The sequence below is a fragment of the Sphingobium tyrosinilyticum genome (assembly GCF_042654265.1).
Classification (GTDB): Bacteria; Pseudomonadota; Alphaproteobacteria; order Sphingomonadales; family Sphingomonadaceae; genus Sphingobium; species Sphingobium tyrosinilyticum.
Window position 1 is genome coordinate 516,586 of the sequence record NZ_JBHSFZ010000064.1, and the last position, 18,889, is coordinate 535,474.

Annotated in this window: 20 protein-coding genes and 1 pseudogene; 4 read left to right on the forward strand and 17 right to left on the reverse strand. The window is 64.0% G+C overall.

Annotation, left to right across the window (positions count from 1 at the left end; translation table 11 throughout):
* Positions 1–30 precede the first annotated feature (30 nt).
* The 4 genes from ACFO3E_RS20020 to ACFO3E_RS20035 all read right to left on the reverse strand — a co-directional run bounded on the left by ACFO3E_RS20020 (position 31) and on the right by ACFO3E_RS20035 (position 3,824).
* The gene (locus ACFO3E_RS20020; protein ID WP_066527633.1) at positions 31–714 is read right to left on the reverse strand and encodes a DUF1013 domain-containing protein; all 684 of its coding nucleotides are present in this window, start codon (positions 712–714) and stop codon (positions 31–33) included.
* 114 nt (positions 715–828) lie between these two features.
* Complete coding sequence (locus ACFO3E_RS20025) at positions 829–1,857, reverse strand: glycosyltransferase family 4 protein (RefSeq protein WP_380807116.1); 1,029 nt, start codon at positions 1,855–1,857, stop codon at positions 829–831.
* Positions 1,857–2,720: a UDP-2,3-diacylglucosamine diphosphatase gene (locus tag ACFO3E_RS20030; RefSeq protein WP_066527628.1), complete on the reverse strand. Its 864-nt coding sequence runs from the start codon at positions 2,718–2,720 to the stop codon at positions 1,857–1,859. The genes ACFO3E_RS20025 and ACFO3E_RS20030 overlap by 1 nt, the downstream gene beginning before the upstream one ends.
* An 84-nt stretch (positions 2,721–2,804) precedes the next feature.
* Positions 2,805–3,824 (reverse strand): NAD(P)H-quinone oxidoreductase, encoded by a 1,020-nt coding sequence (locus ACFO3E_RS20035; RefSeq protein ID WP_066527627.1) that lies wholly within the window; start codon positions 3,822–3,824, stop codon positions 2,805–2,807.
* A 101-nt stretch (positions 3,825–3,925) separates the two neighbouring features.
* On the opposite strand from ACFO3E_RS20035, the gene ACFO3E_RS20040 reads away from it, so the two are divergent.
* The 3 genes from ACFO3E_RS20040 to ACFO3E_RS20050 all read left to right on the forward strand — a co-directional run bounded on the left by ACFO3E_RS20040 (position 3,926) and on the right by ACFO3E_RS20050 (position 7,505).
* Positions 3,926–4,123: a DUF1192 domain-containing protein gene (locus ACFO3E_RS20040; protein ID WP_066527625.1), complete on the forward strand. Its 198-nt coding sequence runs from the start codon at positions 3,926–3,928 to the stop codon at positions 4,121–4,123.
* A 156-nt stretch (positions 4,124–4,279) separates the two neighbouring features.
* Positions 4,280–6,598: an ATP-dependent Clp protease ATP-binding subunit ClpA gene (gene clpA, locus ACFO3E_RS20045; RefSeq protein ID WP_066527623.1), complete on the forward strand. Its 2,319-nt coding sequence runs from the start codon at positions 4,280–4,282 to the stop codon at positions 6,596–6,598.
* A 274-nt stretch (positions 6,599–6,872) separates the two neighbouring features.
* Positions 6,873–7,505 carry a glutathione S-transferase family protein gene (locus ACFO3E_RS20050; RefSeq protein WP_380807120.1) on the forward strand — a complete coding sequence of 211 codons (633 nt, stop codon included), beginning with the start codon at positions 6,873–6,875 and terminating at the stop codon, positions 7,503–7,505.
* Positions 7,506–7,564: 59 nt separating this feature from the next.
* Here the strand turns inward: ACFO3E_RS20050 and ACFO3E_RS20055 are convergent, their stop codons facing one another.
* Positions 7,565–8,299, reverse strand: a complete 735-nt coding sequence (locus ACFO3E_RS20055; RefSeq protein WP_066527619.1) for a Bax inhibitor-1/YccA family protein — start codon at positions 8,297–8,299, stop codon at positions 7,565–7,567.
* A gap of 118 nt (positions 8,300–8,417) precedes the next feature.
* Here ACFO3E_RS20055 and thpR point away from each other — a divergent pair, with 118 nt between their 5' ends.
* Positions 8,418–8,966 (forward strand): RNA 2',3'-cyclic phosphodiesterase, encoded by a 549-nt coding sequence (gene thpR, locus ACFO3E_RS20060; protein ID WP_066529289.1) that lies wholly within the window; start codon positions 8,418–8,420, stop codon positions 8,964–8,966.
* 21 nt (positions 8,967–8,987) lie between these two features.
* Here the strand turns inward: thpR and ACFO3E_RS20065 are convergent, their stop codons facing one another.
* The 12 genes and pseudogenes from ACFO3E_RS20065 to ACFO3E_RS20120 all read right to left on the reverse strand — a co-directional run bounded on the left by ACFO3E_RS20065 (position 8,988) and on the right by ACFO3E_RS20120 (position 18,855).
* Positions 8,988–9,539 carry a superoxide dismutase family protein gene (locus tag ACFO3E_RS20065; RefSeq protein WP_066529286.1) on the reverse strand — a complete coding sequence of 184 codons (552 nt, stop codon included), beginning with the start codon at positions 9,537–9,539 and terminating at the stop codon, positions 8,988–8,990.
* A gap of 231 nt (positions 9,540–9,770) precedes the next feature.
* Positions 9,771–10,859 carry an OmpA family protein gene (locus ACFO3E_RS20070; protein ID WP_066527616.1) on the reverse strand — a complete coding sequence of 363 codons (1,089 nt, stop codon included), beginning with the start codon at positions 10,857–10,859 and terminating at the stop codon, positions 9,771–9,773.
* A 178-nt stretch (positions 10,860–11,037) separates the two neighbouring features.
* Positions 11,038–11,540, reverse strand: a pseudogene (locus ACFO3E_RS20075) (DUF2793 domain-containing protein).
* Positions 11,541–11,567: 27 nt separating this feature from the next.
* Positions 11,568–12,059 (reverse strand): hypothetical protein, encoded by a 492-nt coding sequence (locus tag ACFO3E_RS20080; protein ID WP_225870543.1) that lies wholly within the window; start codon positions 12,057–12,059, stop codon positions 11,568–11,570.
* Positions 12,023–13,759 (reverse strand): phage tail protein, encoded by a 1,737-nt coding sequence (locus tag ACFO3E_RS20085; protein WP_225870542.1) that lies wholly within the window; start codon positions 13,757–13,759, stop codon positions 12,023–12,025. The genes ACFO3E_RS20080 and ACFO3E_RS20085 overlap by 37 nt, the downstream gene beginning before the upstream one ends.
* Positions 13,747–14,157 (reverse strand): peptidoglycan endopeptidase, encoded by a 411-nt coding sequence (locus ACFO3E_RS20090; RefSeq protein WP_225870541.1) that lies wholly within the window; start codon positions 14,155–14,157, stop codon positions 13,747–13,749. Before ACFO3E_RS20090 ends, ACFO3E_RS20085 begins: the two co-directional genes overlap by 13 nt.
* 8 nt (positions 14,158–14,165) lie before the next feature.
* A complete protein-coding gene (locus ACFO3E_RS20095; protein WP_380807124.1) occupies positions 14,166–14,981 on the reverse strand; it encodes a DUF2163 domain-containing protein in 816 nt (271 codons plus the stop codon).
* Positions 14,978–17,308 carry a DUF2460 domain-containing protein gene (locus tag ACFO3E_RS20100; RefSeq protein ID WP_066527608.1) on the reverse strand — a complete coding sequence of 777 codons (2,331 nt, stop codon included), beginning with the start codon at positions 17,306–17,308 and terminating at the stop codon, positions 14,978–14,980. The genes ACFO3E_RS20095 and ACFO3E_RS20100 overlap by 4 nt, the downstream gene beginning before the upstream one ends.
* Entirely contained in the window at positions 17,305–17,856 is a 552-nt protein-coding gene (locus ACFO3E_RS20105; protein ID WP_066527606.1) for a tail tape measure protein, read from the reverse strand. The genes ACFO3E_RS20100 and ACFO3E_RS20105 overlap by 4 nt, the downstream gene beginning before the upstream one ends.
* 89 nt (positions 17,857–17,945) lie before the next feature.
* Positions 17,946–18,140: a phage tail assembly chaperone gene (locus tag ACFO3E_RS20110; protein ID WP_066527603.1), complete on the reverse strand. Its 195-nt coding sequence runs from the start codon at positions 18,138–18,140 to the stop codon at positions 17,946–17,948.
* Complete coding sequence (locus tag ACFO3E_RS20115) at positions 18,137–18,451, reverse strand: gene transfer agent family protein (protein WP_066527594.1); 315 nt, start codon at positions 18,449–18,451, stop codon at positions 18,137–18,139. Before ACFO3E_RS20115 ends, ACFO3E_RS20110 begins: the two co-directional genes overlap by 4 nt.
* On the reverse strand, positions 18,448–18,855 hold the full coding sequence (locus ACFO3E_RS20120; protein ID WP_066527592.1) for a phage tail tube protein: 408 nt from the start codon (positions 18,853–18,855) through the stop codon (positions 18,448–18,450). The genes ACFO3E_RS20115 and ACFO3E_RS20120 overlap by 4 nt, the downstream gene beginning before the upstream one ends.
* Between the last annotated feature and the right edge of the window lie 34 nt (positions 18,856–18,889).

Below are 18,889 nucleotides of genomic sequence, written 5' to 3' on the forward strand. Positions count from 1 at the left end.
CGCTCCAGGTGAACGGACGGACCTAGACGATCAAACCTGGCCTTGATTGTCGCTGAACGGATCGAGGATCTTCGCAGCGCCGGAGATCAATTCAGCCTCGCTCTTGAGCGCTTCCTCAGCGCGGCGGGCGGCGTCCTGACGTTCGCGGCGCAGTTCTTCGATCAGCGCTTCACGGTCGCCGTCCAGACGGGAATCTGTAGGCGCTTCGATACCCGCCTTCTTCGCCGCCTTCGACACCAGCGCATCCAGTTCACGCTGCGAACAGAGGCCGAGCGTCACCGGATCCTTGGGCACGATGTTGGAGATATTCCAGTGGGTGCGATCACGGATAGCGGCGATGGTCGTGCGGGTGGTGCCGATGAGCTTGCCGATCGCGCCGTCGGACACTTCCGGATGATTGCGCAGGATCCAGGCGATGCCATCGGGCTTATCCTGACGCTTGGAAACCGGCGTGTAGCGCGGACCCTTGGTGCGGCGGACAGGCTCAGGGCCCTTCAGCATCTTGAGGCGGTAATCCGGGTTCGCCTCGCCCTTGTGGATTTCGTCCATGGTGATTTCATGCGCACGAACGGGATCTCGGCCGGTATATTTAGTCCCGGCGGTATCGTCGGCGATCGCCTGCACTTCCAGGATATGCAGCCCGCAAAATTCCGCGATCTGGTCAAAGCTCAGTGCGGTATTATCGACCAGCCAGCTGGCTGTCGCATGGGGCATGAGAGGCTGGGACACGGGTATTCTCCGGCACTAAAAATGACAAGGGCCGCCCAAGCAGGGCGGCCACGCCCGATCCGAGATAGTGCATGAAGCCCCGTGGAGCAAGGAAAAGCGTCAGGCCGCACTGTCCATGACGGCGGAATCGATGCAATGGAGGCCGGTCAGGAATTCTTCGGCGCTGCGTTCCCAGCTGAAGCTGCGGCCATGCTGCGCGCAGGCGTCGCGGCTGCACCGTAGCGCAGCAGCGATCGCATCGTCCAGGCGGTCCGACAATGCGCCGCACTCGGGCGTCACGATATCGACCGGGCCGGTCACCGGGTAGGCTGCGACTGGCGTGCCGCAAGCCAGCGCCTCTATCATCACCAGGCCGAATGTGTCGGTGCGGCTGGGGAAGACGAACACGTCCGCGCCCGCATAGGCGCCCGCCAGTTCCTCACCGAACAGGGCGCCCATGAAATGCGCGTTCGGATAGGCCCGCTGCAGCTCCGCGCGTGCGGGGCCGTCCCCTACGACGATCTTGCTGCCGGGATGATCGGCGGCCAGGAAGGCTTCGAGGTTTTTCTCCACCGCCACCCTGCCGACATAGAGCTGGATGGGCCGGGCCAAACCGGCAAACAGCGCCGGCGGCTTCGCATCGGGCGTGAAGGCGGCGAGGTCCACGCCCCTGCCCCATGGGCGCACCTGCGACAGTCCATGGGCGCGAAGCTGCCGCCGGACGGATTGCGTCGAAACCAACACCGCCTGCGCGGGACCGTGGAACCAGCGGATATAGGACCAGAACCAGCTCGCGGGCAGGCCGGTACGGCGGGCGATATAATCGGGGAAATGCGTGTGATAGGCGGTGGTGAACGGCACTCCGCTACGCAGGCACCAGCGCCGGGCGGCGAGGCATAGCGGCCCCTCGGTCGCGAGGTGGACGGCATCGGGCTGAAAAGCTGCGATCGCTTGACCGATCACGCCAGAGCGAACGAAGGCCAGGTGGATTTCCGGATAGGTCGGGCACGGAACCGAGCCGTAAAGATCGGGCGAGAGCACCGTGACGGCGTGCCCCCTTCCCTCCAACTGCGCCTGGATCGTCTGAAGCGTCCTCACCACCCCATTGATCTGTGGCGACCAGGCGTCAGTGACGATGACGATGCGCATCAGGCGGCCAGCCGAGCTTGCGCGGCGGAAGCGCGCGCGGCAACCTCATCCGCCCAATGCAGCACTTCCATCCGGCCGTCGAAATGCTCGACCAGCGCGGTGCAGCCTTCGACCCAATCGCCGTCATTATAATATTGCACGCCGCCAATCTCGCGCATTTCGGCATTGTGGATATGGCCGCAGACGACCCCATCGACGCCGCGCGCGGCGGCCTGATGCGCAACCACTTCCTCGAAGCGGGAAATGAATTCGACCGCGTTCTTGACCTTGTGCTTGGCCATCTTGCTGAGCGACCAATAGGGCAGGCCCATGCGCTGCCGCACGGCATTCACCACGACGTTGAGGCGCATCAATAGGCTGTAGGCAGCGTCACCCACGAAGGCGAGCCAGCGATGGGCCAGCATGATGGTATCGAACTCGTCCCCATGCAGGACGAGCAGCTTGCGGCCATCGGCGGTCTCATGGACAGCCCTGCGCCGGATTTCCACACCGCCGAAGCTGAGACCGGTGAACTGTCGGAACATCTCGTCATGATTGCCGGGGATATAGACGACGCGGGTGCCGCGCTTGGCGCGCTTCATGACACGCCAGACGACGTCATTATGCGCGGCGGGCCAGTAGAAGCGCCTCTTTAGCCGCCAGCCGTCGATAATGTCACCGACCAGATACATGGTCTCGCTATCGACACTGTCGAGGAAATCGATGAGCAGCTTGGCATTGCACCCGCGCGTGCCGAGGTGAATGTCCGATATCCAGATGGTGCGATAGCGGCGGCGCTTGCCCGTTCGTTCCAGCGTCTCGACGCGATCGATGACGCCTTCTTCCATGTCGGCCAAGAAGGGCAAGCGCGTAATGGCATTCATGATGCGATCCCTGGAGCTATTGTCCTCGGGACCGAATCCTTAGCGTCGCAATGTTACAACTCCGCAAGGATTGTGACGGAAATGCTACTTGCAGGCAGGATCGACAGTCAGCACGATCTTCCCGAAATGCTCTCCCGCGTCCATCCGGGCATGCGCTTGTGCCGCCTCGGTCAAAGCGAAGCGCTGGTCCATCGCGGGCCGCAATTTGCCTTCCTCGACAAAGCGCCAGACCTCTCTCGCCAGTTCGTCGGCTACCAGGCTCTTGAAGGCGGACGAGCGCGGCCGCAGCGTCGAACCGGTCAGCGTGAGTCGCCTCGTCATGACCGCGGGCAGAAATATGCTGGCCTTCGCTCCCCCCAGCACCGCAATGGAGACATGGCGGCCATCTTCGGCCAGGCACTGGAGATTTCGCGGCACATAGTCGCCACCAACCATGTCCAGCACCGCCTGCACGCCCTGGCCCCCAGTGATGCGGTTCACTTCCTCGACAAAGTCTTGGTCGCGGTAGTTGATGGCATGATGAGCGCCCCAGACTTTCGCCTGTTCGCATTTCGCATCGCTGCCGCAGGTGACGATGATGTTTATGTCGAACAGGCGGCAGAGCGAAATCGCCATGGTGCCGATGCCGCTCGTTCCGCCATGGACCAGCACGGTATCGCCACCGACGACATAAGCGCGCTCGAACAAATTGGTCCAAACGGTGAAGAGCGTCTCGGGTAGTGCAGCAGCTTCGACAATGTCATAGCCGTCCGGAACCGGCAGGCACTGGCCCGCGGGCGCCACCGCATATTCCGCATAGCCGCCACCGGGCAGCAGAGCGCAAACACGCTGCCCAACCAGCCGCTCCGCACTGCCGCCCGCCGCGACGATCGTACCCGAGACTTCCAATCCGGGTATGTCCGACGCACCGGGAGGCGGCGGATATTTGCCCTGCCGCTGCATCACGTCGGGCCGATTCACGCCAGCAGCCGCAACACGGATCAGCACTTCATCTGCTGCTGGGACGGGAACGGAACGGCGCTCGGGCACCAGCGCCTCGGGACCGCCGGGAACAGGAATGGCGATTGCCGTCATCTCATCGGGCAACGCGTTCTCAAGCGCCATGATGACCGTCCCCCAGCAGCGATGTTGCACCGCACCCAAATTCGACGAGCGGCTCAAGGGCCTTATTGACAGACCAGCCCCGGCGGTCAACATTGGCATGCATGGACATGGACGACGATCTGCCTCGCAAGATTGATAATCCGCTGGCCCAACTGCTTCGACAGGATTTGGGTCCGCTGTCCGTTGCCGATTTGGAGGAGCGCATCAGAGCGCTGGAGGGCGAAATAGCCCGAACTCGATCAAAAATTGAAAGCGCCGTTAACCACAAAGCAAGTGCCGAGGCGTTATTCAAGCGATGAACCCGCGCCCCGCCCCTTGCTGCCCTGACAGGGGCTTCACCGGGCACGGGCAGTCTGGCAATTCCGGCGGTCAGGGAAGCCTCCTTGATCTGCCGTCGAGCAATGCCGACATATGGTTCAAGTCAGCCCCTCTTTGGGGCCAGGAGTAGAACAGACATGCCATCTTTCGCACCCGCCCTTGAAACCACCCTGCACAACGCGCTGACCCATGCGTCGGAGCGCCGTCACGAATATGCGACGCTGGAGCATCTGCTCCTCGCGCTGATCGATGATGAGCATGCATCGAAGGTGATGCAGGCGTGCGGCGTGGAGCTGGGCGAGTTGGGCGACGCCGTCACCCAATATCTCGACAGCGAACTCGACAGTTTGAAGGTGGACGGCTCCAGCGACCCGTCCCCTACCAGCGGCTTCCAACGCGTTGTTCAGCGCGCCATCCTGCACGTCCAATCTTCGGGCAAGGATGAGGTTACGGGAGCCAATGTCCTCGTGGCGCTTTTCTCTGAGCGTGAGAGCTATGCCGTCTATTTCCTCCAACAGCAGGATATGAGCCGCCTCGATGCGGTCAGCTATATCAGCCATGGTGTCGGCAAGGGCACCGCGGCGCCCGAAACCCGCGAGACCAAGGGCGCGCAGGAAGAGGAAAAGAAGGTGCAGGACGGCAAGGGCAAGAAGGACAGTGCCTTGGAGCAGTTCACCGTCAACCTCAATGAGAAGGCGGCGCGGGGCAAGGTTGACCCGCTGATTGGCCGCGCGGCCGAAGTCGACCGGACCATCCAGATCCTGTGCCGGCGGTCCAAGAACAACCCGCTTTACGTGGGCGATCCGGGCGTGGGCAAGACCGCGATCGCGGAGGGCCTGGCGCGCAAGATCGTCGAGGGCGAAGTGCCAGACGTCTTGAAGGAAGCGGTTATCTACTCGCTCGACATGGGCGCGCTGCTCGCTGGCACCCGCTATCGCGGCGACTTTGAAGAACGCTTGAAGGCGGTCGTCACCGAACTGGAGAAGATGCCGCACGCGGTTCTCTTCATCGACGAGATTCACACAGTGATCGGCGCGGGCGCAACCAGCGGCGGCGCGATGGACGCGTCAAACTTGCTCAAGCCCGCTCTGTCGGGCGGCACGATCCGCTGCATCGGCTCCACCACCTACAAGGAGTTCCGCAACCATTTCGAGAAGGACCGCGCCCTGCTGCGCCGGTTCCAGAAGATCGACGTCAATGAACCCACGATCGAGGATACGATCAAGATCCTCGCCGGGCTGCGCAGCGCCTTTGAGGAGCATCATAACGTCCGGTACACGCCCGACGCGATAAAGGCGGCTGTGGAACTGTCAGCGCGCTACATCAACGATCGCAAGCTGCCCGATAAGGCCATCGACGTGATCGACGAAGTCGGCGCAATGCAGATGCTGGTCGTGCCCAGCAAGCGGAAGAAGACGATCACCCCGCGCGAGATAGAGCAGGTCATCGCGACGATGGCCCGCATTCCCCCCAAGACCGTTTCGGCTGACGACAAGTCGGTGCTGGAAACGCTCGACACAGACCTGAAGCGCGTCGTCTTCGGCCAGAACCGGGCTATCGAGGTGCTGTCTTCCGCGATCAAGCTGTCGCGGGCCGGGCTGCGCGATCCGGAAAAGCCGATCGGCAGCTATCTCTTCTCCGGCCCTACCGGCGTCGGCAAGACGGAGGTCGCTCGCCAGCTCGCCAATCTGCTCGGCATTCCGCTCCAGCGGTTCGACATGTCGGAATATATGGAGCGCCATTCGGTCAGCCGCCTGATCGGCGCGCCTCCGGGCTATGTCGGCTATGACCAGGGCGGCCTGCTGACCGACGCGGTCGATCAGCAGCCGCACAGCGTGCTGCTGTTGGACGAGATCGAGAAGGCACATCCTGACCTGTTCAACATCCTGTTGCAGGTGATGGATAATGGCCGCCTGACCGATCATCACGGCAAGACGGTGGATTTCCGCAACACCATCCTCATCATGACCACCAACGCCGGTGCGTCGGACATGGCGAAGGAAAGCATCGGCTTTGGCGAACTGACACGCGACGATGTGCAGGAGGATGCGGTGAAGAAACTCTTCACCCCGGAATTCCGCAACCGTCTCGATGCGATCGTGCCGTTCGGCTATCTGCCACCGGAAATCGTGGCGCGGGTCATCGACAAGTTCGTGCTGCAGCTCGAACTGCAACTGGCCGACCGCGACGTCCACATCACGCTGGACGACGAAGCGAAGGCATGGCTCACCAAACGTGGCTATGACAAGCTCTACGGCGCCCGCCCGATGGGTCGTTTGATGCAGGAGAAGATCAAGCAACCGCTGGCCGAGGAACTGCTGTTTGGCAAGCTGGTCCATGGCGGGGAGGTCCATGTCCGGCTGAAGGACGACGCCCTCGCATTCGAAATCAGCCCCGCCGCCCCCAAAAAGGGCAAGAAAGGTGGCAAGGCCAAGCCAGCAGAATCGGCAAAGTAATCTGAACTGACGAAGATGGATAAGGGCGGCTCAATTAGGCCGCCCTTTTTTATGCGAGCAGACCACTGAACAGCAGTCACCCTGGCCTCCATCCAGCGCCTTAAACGAAACGCCGAGCAAGCGATCCGCCCCCTCTGGACGTCCGCGCCGCCCGTAAAAATACTGGCAAACTACGGTCAGTTCCCGACGAGGGCGAGACCTGGCCCGTTGCCAGCCTCCCGATCATTGTCCATGCTGGCAGCGATACTACTCGCCGCGGTAAAGGAGCCCCCTCATGCCAGCAGATATCACCTTCTACACAAACCCCATGTCGCGCGGACAGATCGCTCGTTGGATGCTGGAGGAAGTCGGACAGCCCTATGAGACGGTGGTACTGGATTATGGCGACGACGGCATGAAGTCCGCCGACTATATGGCGATTAATCCAATGGGCAAAGTGCCTGCCATCGTTCATGCGGGCAAGGTCGTGACCGAAGCTGCCGCCATCTGCGCCTATCTCGCCGATGCCTTCCCCGCCGCTGGGCTGGCGCCGCCGACCGACAGCCGCTCCGACTATTATCGCTGGCTGTTCTTCGCCGCCGGACCCGTCGAGGCCGCCATCACCAACAAGGCGCTCGGCTTCGTCGTGCCGGAAGGTCGCGATCGGATGGCGGGCTATGGAACATTCGACCATGCCATCGATACGCTGGAGCATGCGGTCTCAGTGCCAGCCTGGATATGCGGCAATCAGTTCACCGCCGCGGACGTCTATGTGGGAGCGCAGGTGGATTGGGGCCTGACCTTTGGCACTCTGCCCACCCGGCCCGCCTTCGAAGGCTATGCAAGCCGCCTTCGGGAGCGGCCCGCTTATAAGCGGCAGAAAGAACTGGACGGCGCGCTGATCGCTCAGATGAAAAAGCCCGCATAAAGAAATAGGCCCGGCGGACGATCCACCGGGCCTCTTTTCTAACCGTTCTGCTGCCGCTCTCAGTCGCGATTGCCCATGAAACGCAGCAGGAACAGGAACATGTTGATGAAGTCAAGGTAGAGGTTCAGCGCCCCCATCACCACCGACTTGCCAACCATTTCCGTGCCCGCGACATGGACATAGATACTCTTGATCTTCTGCGTGTCATAAGCGGTCAGACCCGCGAACAGCAGCACGCCGATGAAGCTGACCACCATGTCCATCGCGCTGGAGCGCAGGAAGAGATTGATGAGCGAGGCGACAAGCAGCCCAACCACGCCCATGATCAGGAAGGTGCCGAAGCCCGACAGATCCCGCTTCGTCGTATAGCCCCACAAGCTCAGACCAGCGAAAGCCGCCGCCGTTGCGAAGAAGGTCTGCGCGACAGAGGTTCCCGTATAAACCAGCAGGATGGACGAAAGCGACAGCCCCATCACCGCCGCATAGGCCCAATAGAGCGCCTGTGCGGTCACCGTCGATAGCCGCCCAATGCCAAAGCTCAACACCAGGACAAAGGCCAACGGCGCGAACATGATGACATATTTCAGGATGCCGGGGCCTGCCAAGATCTGATAGGCTAGACCACTTGAGGCGAACAACATCGCGACGATGCCGGTCAACAGCACGCCGCTCGCCATATAATTGTAAACCGACAGCATATAGCTGCGCAGACCGGCGTCGAACGCCTCCCCACGCGCTACCGTCGTCCCGCCGAAGCCGGCTACGCCCGAGCGGGGATCAGACCAATTGGCCATGAGATAATCTCCTTCGCCGGCACATGTCCGCCGGTTCGTTCATTATCGGCGCATATCGCCGCCAATTCAAGTGAGAGTGGGCCATAGCCTACCGCTGCTCCTGTCCTATATCTACAGGATGCATCGTCTCTTCGTCGCGATCCGTCCGCCTGCTGACATCCGGGCCAGGCTTTTGTCCTTGATGGGCGGCGTCGCTGGCGCCCGGTGGCAGGATGATGACCAGTTGCACATCACCTTGCGCTTTGTCGGCGGCGCCGACACCCATCAGGCCGACGACTTAGCCGCTGCCCTCGGTACGGTCCGCTTCGCTCCGTTTGCGCTTTCGCTGTCCGGCCTCGGTCAGTTTGAGCGAAAGGGCCGGGTCGATACCCTTTGGGCTGGCGTTGAACCGCGCGACATACTCACCCAGCTCCACCGCAAAATCGACCGCGCCTGCGGCCGCGCCGGTTTTGCAGCGGATGACCGCGCTTATCTGCCGCACATCACGCTGGCCCGCTTCAGCCGGACGGGCGGCGGTCCCACCGACACATTTTTAGCGAGCCACGCCGGACTATCCACTCCGCCTTTTCTGATCGATAAATTCATCCTTTTTGAAAGCCGTTTGACCCAGAGCGGCGCACGCTATGATATTGCGGTTGTGTATCCAGCCGACCTGCCAGCTATTTGAAGACGCAGGTTTGCCCCCTGTTCAGTTCGCCGCCAAGATACCGCAAGCGATCCGGCCACCCGCATTACCCGCAGGGTCGGTCTTGTTGTCGTCGGCCTGAGCGTGGATCACCACCGCGGCACCATCTGCGTCGAGCAATGGATGGGCTCCCGTGCGGAGCGTTCCGCCGGGAATGAGATATTCGATCTGACCTGATCCGTCAGACGATGCCGTCAAATTGGGCATGTCGCCCATATGCATACCCGCCGGGTTATCCTTGCCATGCTGCCGGCCCATTGGGTTCCAGTGCCCGCCCGCGCTGGTGAAATCTGGCGGCGTGCAAGTGCCCGTCATATGGATATGGACCGCGTGAACGCCCGGAGTAAGCCCGGTGGCACGCACGGCGACATGCAAACCAGTGGCCGTTTCCGTCACGGTAGCGTCTCCCCGACGCGATCCATCTGCCGAAAGCAACGGAGCGCTTGAAGACGGCGCAGAGGCCAACCCTGCATTGTTCATGCTTCCATCCCCACTCACGCAAGCGGCAAGAAAAGCGAGGAAGGGGGATGTGAAGACAAGGGCGGGCTTTTTCATGATCATGAGGACTCCGGGCAAAGCATATCTCGCGAACGCGGCAAGACAGCGTTTGTTGCGGATATAGTTCATGTTGCCAAGCGATGTGCGGACCTCCTCACGCGGCGCTCCACTATCGCCTTGCACTCTGAAGCCTTGCGAGAGGCCCTAAAGCCAATGGAAAAGGGGCCGGTCTTTCGACCAGCCCCTCAACCTTGTTCCATGTTCCATCCGCGAGGATGAAAATCTTGCTTACTGACCCGAACCCGGACCGTAAGTGATTTCCACGCGACGGTTCTGCAGTTCGCGTACACCGTCGGCGGTTTCGACGCGGGGGTTCGATTCACCGAACGCCTGGGTCGTGATCACGCCGTCAGGAATACCCTTGGACGAGATGTAAGCCTTGACCGCGTCAGCACGGCGCTGCGACAGGCCGACGTTGTAGGAGGCCGAACCCGAACGGTCCGCATAACCTGCCAGCATGACCTGGGCGCTACCGCAGTTGCTGTAGGCCGAAACCGCGTTGTCCAGAATGGTGGCGGCGTCAGGCGTGATGTCCGACTTGTCCCATTCAAAGAAGACGATGTACGGCCCAGGGCTGCATTCAGCGACCGGCGGAGGCGGCGGCGGAGGCGGCGGGGGCGGCGGGGGCGGCGGGGGAGGCGGCGGCGGAGCAGCCGGTTCACCACCGAAGTTGTAGGTCAGACCCAGCAGCAGGCTGTGCGTACGCAGCTTGGTCTCGACATCACCACCAGCAACGCCAGCAACCGTCGTGAAGGCCGGGACGAGGTTAATGTCGTCCTGGTTGAAGAAGCGGTACTTCAGCGAGACGTCGATGTTGTTGGTCACCGGATAGCGAACGCCCGCCAGGGCCTGCCAAGCGAAACCAGTGTCGCTGTCATTGACGAGGTCGTTAGCCAGCTTGGCGCGCGAGACGCCGACACCGCCACCGACGAAGCCCTGCAGGCCATCGTCCGAACCGAAGTCGAGCAAGCCATTCAGCATGAAGGAGAGAGCCGACGCCGAACCGCCGAAACCGCTCTTGTCCAGATCGACCTTGGCACGCTTATAGCCGGCTTCAGCTTCCAGACGGAAACCGCCAAAGTCATAACCGATGACGGCATCGCCGTCCCAGCCCTTGTGGTAATCCACATCTTCCAGAGTGGTGCTGGCGGTCGGAAGGCCCGTGGTGGGGCTGATGCCGGGGGTGAAGGTGATATCCTGGTCTTCGACAAGCACAACACCGGAATCGATCCCGATGTACCAACTGTCGTCACGCGCCAAGGCCGGAGTGGCCAGGGCGCTGGTCGCAAGAGCAGCCGCGAGGGCAAGCTTCCGCATCTGAATTCCCCTTTCAATAGTGTCACGAAGGACTGCTGAAACCATGTATCGGCTAGAAAGTTTCATGGCAAGTCCACATTTGGCGAAACTGTTGCACAAATACATCATGCCGCAACTCCGCCCCGGCTACGTTAAGCATTTCCGCCTCTCTCCACTGTAAAAGATGGACAGCTATAAGTCATGGTTCGATCAATCCATGACTCCGCATCGCAGCCAGGATGGAACCGATCGCACTCCTCGCTTCGTTGTCCGGAGCCGCTCCGCCTGAAGGGTCAGCGATCGCCCCTTGGCGCGGCCCTGCTACGCGCAAATCGCCGACATAAACCCGTCCTCGCGCACCGGCGCATCCCGCCACGCGTCACCATCATAGAACATGGAATGTTCCCGATCGGCGACCCAGAGCCTCAAGCCCGCGCGCGGCGCGGCAAAGCGCCATCCACCCTCTGTCCAGCAGGCGACGAAGCCATCTTGCCCGGCCCATTCTCCAGTCGCGCTTCCAGCCACGATCCAGCATTGCCCCGGCATCGGCGACGAGGGCGGCGCACCTTCGTCCGCGTTCTCTGCCTGGCCGTGCAGCAGCATGTCGATCCTCGCAAGCGCCTCATTGTGAAAGATTTCCTTCTGCGCCTGCCCGGCAAACAGCTGCGGCAGGCCCCAGCGGGGGGTCGCTTCCATCGTCATGATCAAATTCCTTTCCTGCTTCCGCTATCAAAGCGCCAGATCGATCCGCCCCGGCCGGCCCAGCGCAAAGGATCCGATCTGTCGAATCTCGACCGTCACCATTCCCCCGCCATCCTCAGCGGTCGCCGCCGCATCATATGCCCAGGCTGGCGATGTGGTTTCCACCCGGCGCAGCAGGCTCTCGCCGCTCAGCACGCGTAGCTCGTAGCGCTCGCTTTCCTCGCCAAGCGGCACATCCGCGCCGCTGATCCAGCGCCACCCGTTCCTGCTGCGCCTCGTCCAGCTAAGGTTCCATCCGCCTATGCCATCGGACACGGCGCGCACATGAACGGGCGCCGCGGGAGTCACCGCTTCGCCGCTGACCGTCAGCATGGCTTCAACCGGCTCCGCGTCTCCAATTCCGATTGCGGCCAGCCGCAGCCCGCCGCCAATCTCGCCGCTGCCCTGACCAGCAAAGGGCTCCGCCAGCCGCTCCTCCTCGATCAACAGGAACCGCTCGCCAGCGGCGTGCCCCGCCACCGCCCATTCGGTCCCGCACAGCCCGCGCCGCAGCCTTCAAGCCGGAAGCTCGCCGGGCCGGTCTGCACAGCGCGGGAAAATTGCAGAAGCTCCCGCCCCAAAAGACAAAGATTACGCCCCTGCGCCAACGCCGCTTCATCCGCATCGCCAAGCTCCATGTCAGCGGCCAGCAGGGTCACGTGAAGCGTATTGGTGGTATCGACCAGCGTGCAACTCCCGTCACCCAAAGCCTCATCCGCCTGACCCATCACGGCCCGCGGCGCGGTGAGCCCGGCGGGAGTAGCTTCGCCCGTATCGCTCATCGCAAACAGCGCCGCGCTTCGCCAACCTTCCCCACCGCTCGCGGCCGCAACGATCAATGGCGCAACGGCTGCAGCCTCTCGCAGCGGCGGCAGATCGACGAGCATCAGTGACGTAGCCCCATGCGGCGCGTCCGCCTGCCGCACGATCGCGCCGGACGATGCCCCGGTCGGCAGCACGCCTCCTGCCCCCGGCACCCGGCGCAGCGCTAGCCGCACGGCCATGGCTTCCCATTCCCGCTCCTCGATCCGCCAGCGCCCCGATCTCCCCTCGACCGTCACCAGATCTCCGGCTTCATGACGCAGCGCGTCCCAGCCGCAGCGCAGCGTCATGGCCGCCCGCCCGGCCCAGCCATGGCTCAGCCGCCGCGCCGCCAGCTGCCGGGCGGCATCGCCGGACATGGTGACGGGCAAGTCGATACCCTGTTCCACCCGCCCGGTTCCCGGACGGCTCACGCGCTGCACGCCTGCCTGGTAATCACGCGCAGGATCATAGTGGCGCAGCGAAAGCGACAGCGGCACGGAGTCCGCGCCCTCGCCGGACTGCTCGACAGGATCGACGGATCGCCCGTTCACCCGCCCGCACAGCGCAGCGGCGCTGATTTCAGCAGCCGCTCCCTCGGCGCTCGTGCCCTCGAGCCGCAACCCTTGTTCATCGGCAACGAAGGCCAAGTCCCACGCGTCCACCAGCGGCGCGATCGCATCGCTCACATCCGCACCACCCGCAGCGAAGCCGCTAACCGCTTCGCCAATTACCGCACCGAGCCACCCCCCGCTGAGGTCTGCGGCCACCGTCTCCATCGGCACTGGCCCCTCATCCGCCTCAACCTCGAACGTCAGCGACGGAATACGGTTGCCATAATCGGCAAGCTGCAGGTCCTCAAATACGGCATAGGCGACCCCGCGATGCGCGGGCGTCCGGTCGATCCCCTCCGCCGAAGCAATCAGCGGGTCCGCGATCTGATCTTCGGCCCTAAGATGCAGGCGAAACGCATTGAGCCCCGTCTTGAAATCCCCAGCCGCACCGCGCAGCAGATTGCCGTCGGCCCAGATGCGCCGCACCGCCCGCACCCTGCGCGCCGACAGGGCCACGGCAAAGCTCGCGGAATAGCTGTAGGTGGTGACGCTCGGCCGTCCCTTGCCGCCGCCGCTCTTGTTCTTCTTCTCCTTGAGATCCGTCGCCCAAATGACTGATCCCGCCGCCCGCATCGTCCCGAACAGCTTGGGGATCTGCGCCCCATAGGTCGATGTCTGCAACTGCAAGTCGCTCAGCCGCCGGCCTTCGCGGCCCTTGGGCTTGAACAGCACCGCCTGGTCGATGCTGCCGATCAGGCCGCCTATCGCTCCGCCCAACGGTCCGCCGATCGCCGTGCCCAGCGCCGTCAGCACTAAAGTCGCCATGTCTCCTCCTGTCTCACCCGCCAATGACCGATCACCGGCCAGGGCGATGGCCCCGGCGTTTCGACCACGCGCCCCAGCCCCGCATGAGCATGCACATGCCCACCCGGCACCAGGATCATCAGATGCAATTGCAGCGGTCCCGGCCGCACGAGCGCCAGGTCGCCAGCCCGGCCCTCGGGCACGGCCGACAGCCCCGCCTCACAGAGCCATACGCACGCAAGAGCCCCATCCCCGGACCGCAGCCCATATCCGCGCGGCGCAGTCCCCCGATGCCCCGCCCGCGCCAAGACGATCGCCGCCAGCCCCACGCAATCGACGCCCCGTTCCGTACTGCGCCCATGAAGCCGAAACCGCACCCCCACCAGATCGCGCGCCGCCGCCACGATCCGGTCCGCCATCGTACAGTTCATGCGCCGGGATAGCGCGTCAGCAGGTCCGTTCCCGGCAAATAGGGCTCGCCCCTGAAGTTCACGACATTGGCGAAACGGCTCCGGCACGTCTCCAACTGCCGGTCGCACCCCTCGGTCAGCAGCGCCAGCGTGTCTGCCTCCACTGCAAAGACCGGCGGGTCGGCCAGCGTCAGGACGCCCACGCCATTGTCCACCACCGCCTGCACCGCCCCGGCATTAGGACCCGTCATCCATCGCAGCGTGCCAAAGGCATAGGCCCCCGCCACCAACCCGGAGACGCTCACCTCGACGTTATCGACGCTCCCGACTACCACGGTCTTACGCCGCCCCGCCAGATCGACCCGGCACTGCCGGTCCCCCAGCGCCGCCCGGCAATCCGGCGAAGTCGATGGCGCAACCGCCGCTTTTAGAGCCGCCATTGCCCCCACCAGTTCCGCCGTGAAAGCGCCGCCCTTCTGCGAAACGCTTCCAATCTCCCCCTTCGCCAGCAGCAGCCACATCTCGCCCGGCGCTTCCCACTCCGTCAGCCGCAGTTCCAGCGCCGCACCGTCCCAGCGCCCTGCCATCAGATCGGCCTCATTGATCGCATCCGCCACCAGCGCGCCCTGCAGATCGGCATCGCTCCCATTGGCGGCGATCCCACTCCGGATCGCCGAAGGCATCACGCCCGGCGCAGCACGATAGCGGACATTGCCAATCTCCAGATCGCCGTCATGGCTGGTCAGCCCAATCGTCACCCCATCCCGCCGCTCCAGCCGCCAGCAGAAAGCAAGCGTCGCCAGCGGCTGTTCCAAAGCCTCCCACCCGCTCATTCCCGTATCTCCACCAGCGGCACCGAAGGCGCCTCGCCCGCCGCGAAGGTCGCGCGATTGATGTCCAGCCGGTCCTCGGCAAAGCGCACCGGCACATCGAAGCGAAAGCCCGCCGTCAGCACCGCGCCCTCCTCCGGTGCCGCGTCAAAGGCGATGACGCCTAGCCCCGCATGGCTCCAGCCATCGGTCAGTTCTACGCCATCCACCGCCACGCGGATGCTCCCCGCCACAGGCCGAGTGATGCGCCGCACCTGCGCTTCCTCACCCTCGCCATAATAGCGCTGCAGCGGAAACTCGGTCCGCACCCCGTCACCAATTCCCAGCCGCTGGTCGAGCGCCCCCGGCACCGCGCCAACCCCGCAGCTGCGATCATCATAGGGATCGGTGAAACGAAAACCCCGCGCTGCCCCCCGTCGCGCGCGGAAGAAAGCGATCAGTGCGCCAATATCCGCCTCGGACCGCACCCCCGGCCCCGCGTCGAAGGACAGCCGCGCATCCGCCCAATCGCTGCTCCGCCGCTCATGCCCGGAAGGGCTCTCCACGATCTGCGTCGAAAAAGCCGGCGCCAGGCTCGCCTCCCGCCCAATGCTGAGCGGAAAGGCTACATCATCAAAGGCTTGCATATTATCGTCCCCCTGAAGTCTGAAGCAGGTGAAGCCATCCCGCGCCACCTGCGGCAGCGCCCAGATGAAAGTCGCCGCCGTCCCGCGCTTCACCGACGCCTCCGCCGCCTCTGCAATCCGCCGCCACTGCCCGACATGCTCCGCCAGCAGGACGAAACCCGAAAAATAATGCTGCTCATCGACCGGATAGCCGAGCCGCGCCGTCGCCAGTTCGACCCCGCGCGCCGTGCGGCTCGGCCGCCCCTCCGTCACCCAGTCATAATCTTCCAGCTGCAGCACATCGAAGGCAGGCGAAGCCCAGCCGACCGGCATGTTCGCCCGCTTGGCCTCTGGCGCCAGCGGATCGAGTACGGTGGGAAGATAGGCCAGCAGATGCGTCACCGCGTCTGGCGCGATCCCCTTCACCCATGCACAAAGCGCCGCCGTCGATGCGGCAAGGACTGCCCCCGCCTGATCCAGCAACGCCTTCTGCGCCCCGTTCAGCACGCCGCGAACATCGGGAACAGACACCGGACTCCCGCCAAAAGCCGCCCGCGCCGCATCATCATAGATGCAGATGCGCCCATCAGCAGGCATCACCCACCACCAGGGCTCGCCCACCTGAAACTTGATCGGAATCCCTGCGCCCAAACCGATGGAAACAAAGGCGCCCGCCACCAGCCGCAAATAGCTCATCGCCCCGTCATGCGCGGGCGACAGCAAGGTCGATGGCGGCTCCCATCCGGTCAGCGCCGGATCGCCATTCTCCGCCCGCTGTTTCCAGTCGTTCCAGCAATGCGCGTCCAGCAGTTCATAGGATAGCGACCAGATCACCCCCAGCCCCAACGCCTTGGAGCGTCGCGCAAAGTCCGCGTGCCAGGCCGCGCAGGGCGTATTCAGCACGCCACCGGCAAGGCTGACGTAAAATCCCCCGCCCAGCGGCTCGAGCCGGAAATAATGGCTCATCCCCACATAATGATTGATGTCGCCGCGATAGCCGAGCGCATGGATCGCCGCGACGATCCGCTCCGGCGTCTGGTTGAAACAATCGTCATAGCCCGTCGCCATCGACAGCCCATGCTCGGGCACCATCACATCCCCGACGCTCAGCACGGACCCCGCCCCGTCGCAGCGCATCCCGGAAAGCTCCGCCCAGCCCTCTACCCCCGCCGCAAAAGGCGTGCTGCCCGCATCATAGCCGGGCGGCGCGAGCGAGATGAACATCCGGTCCACATCGCCCGCCCACACTGGATCGGCCTCGCCCGGCAGCAGGAAGCCGCCACTGATCGCGGAAAAATCCAGCACGATCTGCGCATCTTCCGCCGATCCGCTGGCATAGTTCCACAGCCGCACATACCAGGACCGCGGATTGCCCGCCGCATCGCGCCCCTCGATCGTCAGCGTCGGCCCATGCACTTCATCCAGCCGCTTGATCCCCCCGCTGCGCCAACGGAACCGCAGCACGCAGTCCCGGAAATCCCGCGCCGTTTCATAGGCCAGTAGAGGATGACTCCACTTGTCCTCGGCTTCCCAGATCAGCCCCGCCAGATCGCCCGACCCGTAAAAGACCGCATCGACCCGAAGCGCATCCGCCGCGCTGGTCACGACGCTTGCCATCACCGGCCGGGGAAAATTGACGGTCCAATGCGTCGGGGCAAAGCGCTTCATGAAGCGCTCCTCCTGCCCCCGCCGCGCATCCGCCAGCCAAAAGCCAAGCCCACTCATCCGTTCAGCGCCCCCTTGACCGCCCGCGCTACCTGCCGCGCGCTCCGCGCCAGCAGCCGGGCATTGTCCCATCCCTCGCCGCGTCCCTGCACGGCGATGTTCACGCGCACATCGCGTCCGCCACCGCCGCCATGCGCGACGACCTGTCCGCTGGCCGTAGGCACGAACAGTTCCGGCCCCCGCTCGCCCACGACATAGGCCCGCCCCGGCGCGACCGGCCCACCCGTCGCCCGGCCCGGAAGCCCAAGCGCCGCCCCCGCCAGCGTCAGCAAGGACCCACCCACGCCCCCGACGCTGCCCGCGCCCGATCGCACCGCACCCGCCGCAATCTCTTCCAGCACTGACAGCGCAACCTGCTTCAGCTCCTCAAAGCCGAACCGCCCGCTCCGTACCGCGCGCAACAGCCCCTGCTCGATCCGCCGCCCCGCCCGCTCCGCACCCGAAGCCAGCGGCCCTTCCAACTCCCCCCGCATCGCCTCCACATCGCGCGACAAGCCCTGCGTATCCGCCCGGACCCGCACCACCAGCGTCTCGATTTCCTCGTCCATCCCACCCTCCAGGAATCACAAAAAGCCCCTCCCCTTGAGGGGAGGGGTTGGGGTGGGGTGGGGCAGGCCCCACGCGCCCACCTCAAGCCTCAATCCGGCATCACCGCCCTCAACCGCTCCAACTCCCCCACATCCATCCCCACATCCGGCTCCTCCTCGCCCCGCGCCGCGCGCAGCACCGCCTCCAGTTCAACCGGCGTCGATCGCCAGAACTCATCCGGCCGCCAGCCCAGCAGCCATCCCGCGACGCCAGCCAGCCGCGCCGCCGCTTTGAAAAAGCTCATCGCCCCCCCAAAATCTGTTTGAGAATGCCCCGCAGCACCGGCGACAGCTTCGCCAGCCCCGCCTCGACGATCGCCTCGCCCAACGCCTCACGCGTCAGCCCACCCGGCGGATCGACCAGGCAATGCCAGAACAGCGCCGCAATATCGGACAGCGACAGCTTCCCGTCCGCCGCTCGATCGACCAGCTCGAACAGCGGCCCCGGTTCCTCCTCGGCCGCCACCAGAGCCGCAAAGCTCGGCCGCAACCGCAGCGTCTCGCCGCCCAGTTCCAGCGCAGCCTCGCCCCTCGCGCTATTCACCGCCCCGCTCATTCGGACACCACCGGGCCGGAGCTTTCCAGGCTCAGCGCATAGTTGCGCTCGCCATTATAATCGCCCGCATAGTCGAGCCGCGTCACCAGGAAGCGCCCACGCATCCGCTCGCCGCTCTCGAAACTGAGTTCAAACTGCTCGATCGTGCCCGCAAGCGCATGATTACGGATGCGGACTTCCGCCGCCGACCCGGTGAATATCCCCGCCGCCGACACGCTGACGGAACGCACGCCCGCGCCCGAAAGCAATTCACGCCAGCCGCCTGAATCCTTCGACGTGACGTTCACCGCCTCGCCATTCACCGACAGCTGCGTCGTGCGCATGCCCGCCACCGTCGCATAGGCCACCGGAGCCCCGCCATCGCCTACTTTCAATAGAAACGCACTTCCTTTTTCCACGCCCATGAAGCATTCTCCTGTAAGATAAACCGTGTCAGAA

Excerpts from the sequence above, each read along its gene's own strand:
- ACFO3E_RS20020 (WP_066527633.1), bottom strand. The coding sequence starts at position 714 with ATGCCCCATGCGACAGCCAGCTGGCTGGTCGATAATACCGCACTGAGC.
- ACFO3E_RS20025 (WP_380807116.1), bottom strand. The coding sequence starts at position 1,857 with ATGCGCATCGTCATCGTCACTGACGCCTGGTCGCCACAGATCAATGGG.
- ACFO3E_RS20030 (WP_066527628.1), bottom strand. The coding sequence starts at position 2,720 with ATGAATGCCATTACGCGCTTGCCCTTCTTGGCCGACATGGAAGAAGGC.
- ACFO3E_RS20035 (WP_066527627.1), bottom strand. The coding sequence starts at position 3,824 with ATGGCGCTTGAGAACGCGTTGCCCGATGAGATGACGGCAATCGCCATT.
- ACFO3E_RS20040 (WP_066527625.1), top strand. The coding sequence starts at position 3,926 with ATGGACATGGACGACGATCTGCCTCGCAAGATTGATAATCCGCTGGCC.
- clpA (WP_066527623.1), top strand. The coding sequence starts at position 4,280 with ATGCCATCTTTCGCACCCGCCCTTGAAACCACCCTGCACAACGCGCTG.
- ACFO3E_RS20050 (WP_380807120.1), top strand. The coding sequence starts at position 6,873 with ATGCCAGCAGATATCACCTTCTACACAAACCCCATGTCGCGCGGACAG.
- ACFO3E_RS20055 (WP_066527619.1), bottom strand. The coding sequence starts at position 8,299 with ATGGCCAATTGGTCTGATCCCCGCTCGGGCGTAGCCGGCTTCGGCGGG.
- thpR (WP_066529289.1), top strand. The coding sequence starts at position 8,418 with ATGCATCGTCTCTTCGTCGCGATCCGTCCGCCTGCTGACATCCGGGCC.
- ACFO3E_RS20065 (WP_066529286.1), bottom strand. The coding sequence starts at position 9,539 with ATGAAAAAGCCCGCCCTTGTCTTCACATCCCCCTTCCTCGCTTTTCTT.
- ACFO3E_RS20070 (WP_066527616.1), bottom strand. The coding sequence starts at position 10,859 with ATGCGGAAGCTTGCCCTCGCGGCTGCTCTTGCGACCAGCGCCCTGGCC.
- ACFO3E_RS20085 (WP_225870542.1), bottom strand. The coding sequence starts at position 13,759 with ATGGCGACTTTAGTGCTGACGGCGCTGGGCACGGCGATCGGCGGACCG.
- ACFO3E_RS20090 (WP_225870541.1), bottom strand. The coding sequence starts at position 14,157 with ATGGCGGACCGGATCGTGGCGGCGGCGCGCGATCTGGTGGGGGTGCGG.
- ACFO3E_RS20095 (WP_380807124.1), bottom strand. The coding sequence starts at position 14,981 with ATGAGCGGGTGGGAGGCTTTGGAACAGCCGCTGGCGACGCTTGCTTTC.
- ACFO3E_RS20100 (WP_066527608.1), bottom strand. The coding sequence starts at position 17,308 with ATGAGTGGGCTTGGCTTTTGGCTGGCGGATGCGCGGCGGGGGCAGGAG.
- ACFO3E_RS20105 (WP_066527606.1), bottom strand. The coding sequence starts at position 17,856 with ATGGACGAGGAAATCGAGACGCTGGTGGTGCGGGTCCGGGCGGATACG.
- ACFO3E_RS20110 (WP_066527603.1), bottom strand. The coding sequence starts at position 18,140 with ATGAGCTTTTTCAAAGCGGCGGCGCGGCTGGCTGGCGTCGCGGGATGG.
- ACFO3E_RS20115 (WP_066527594.1), bottom strand. The coding sequence starts at position 18,451 with ATGAGCGGGGCGGTGAATAGCGCGAGGGGCGAGGCTGCGCTGGAACTG.
- ACFO3E_RS20120 (WP_066527592.1), bottom strand. The coding sequence starts at position 18,855 with ATGGGCGTGGAAAAAGGAAGTGCGTTTCTATTGAAAGTAGGCGATGGC.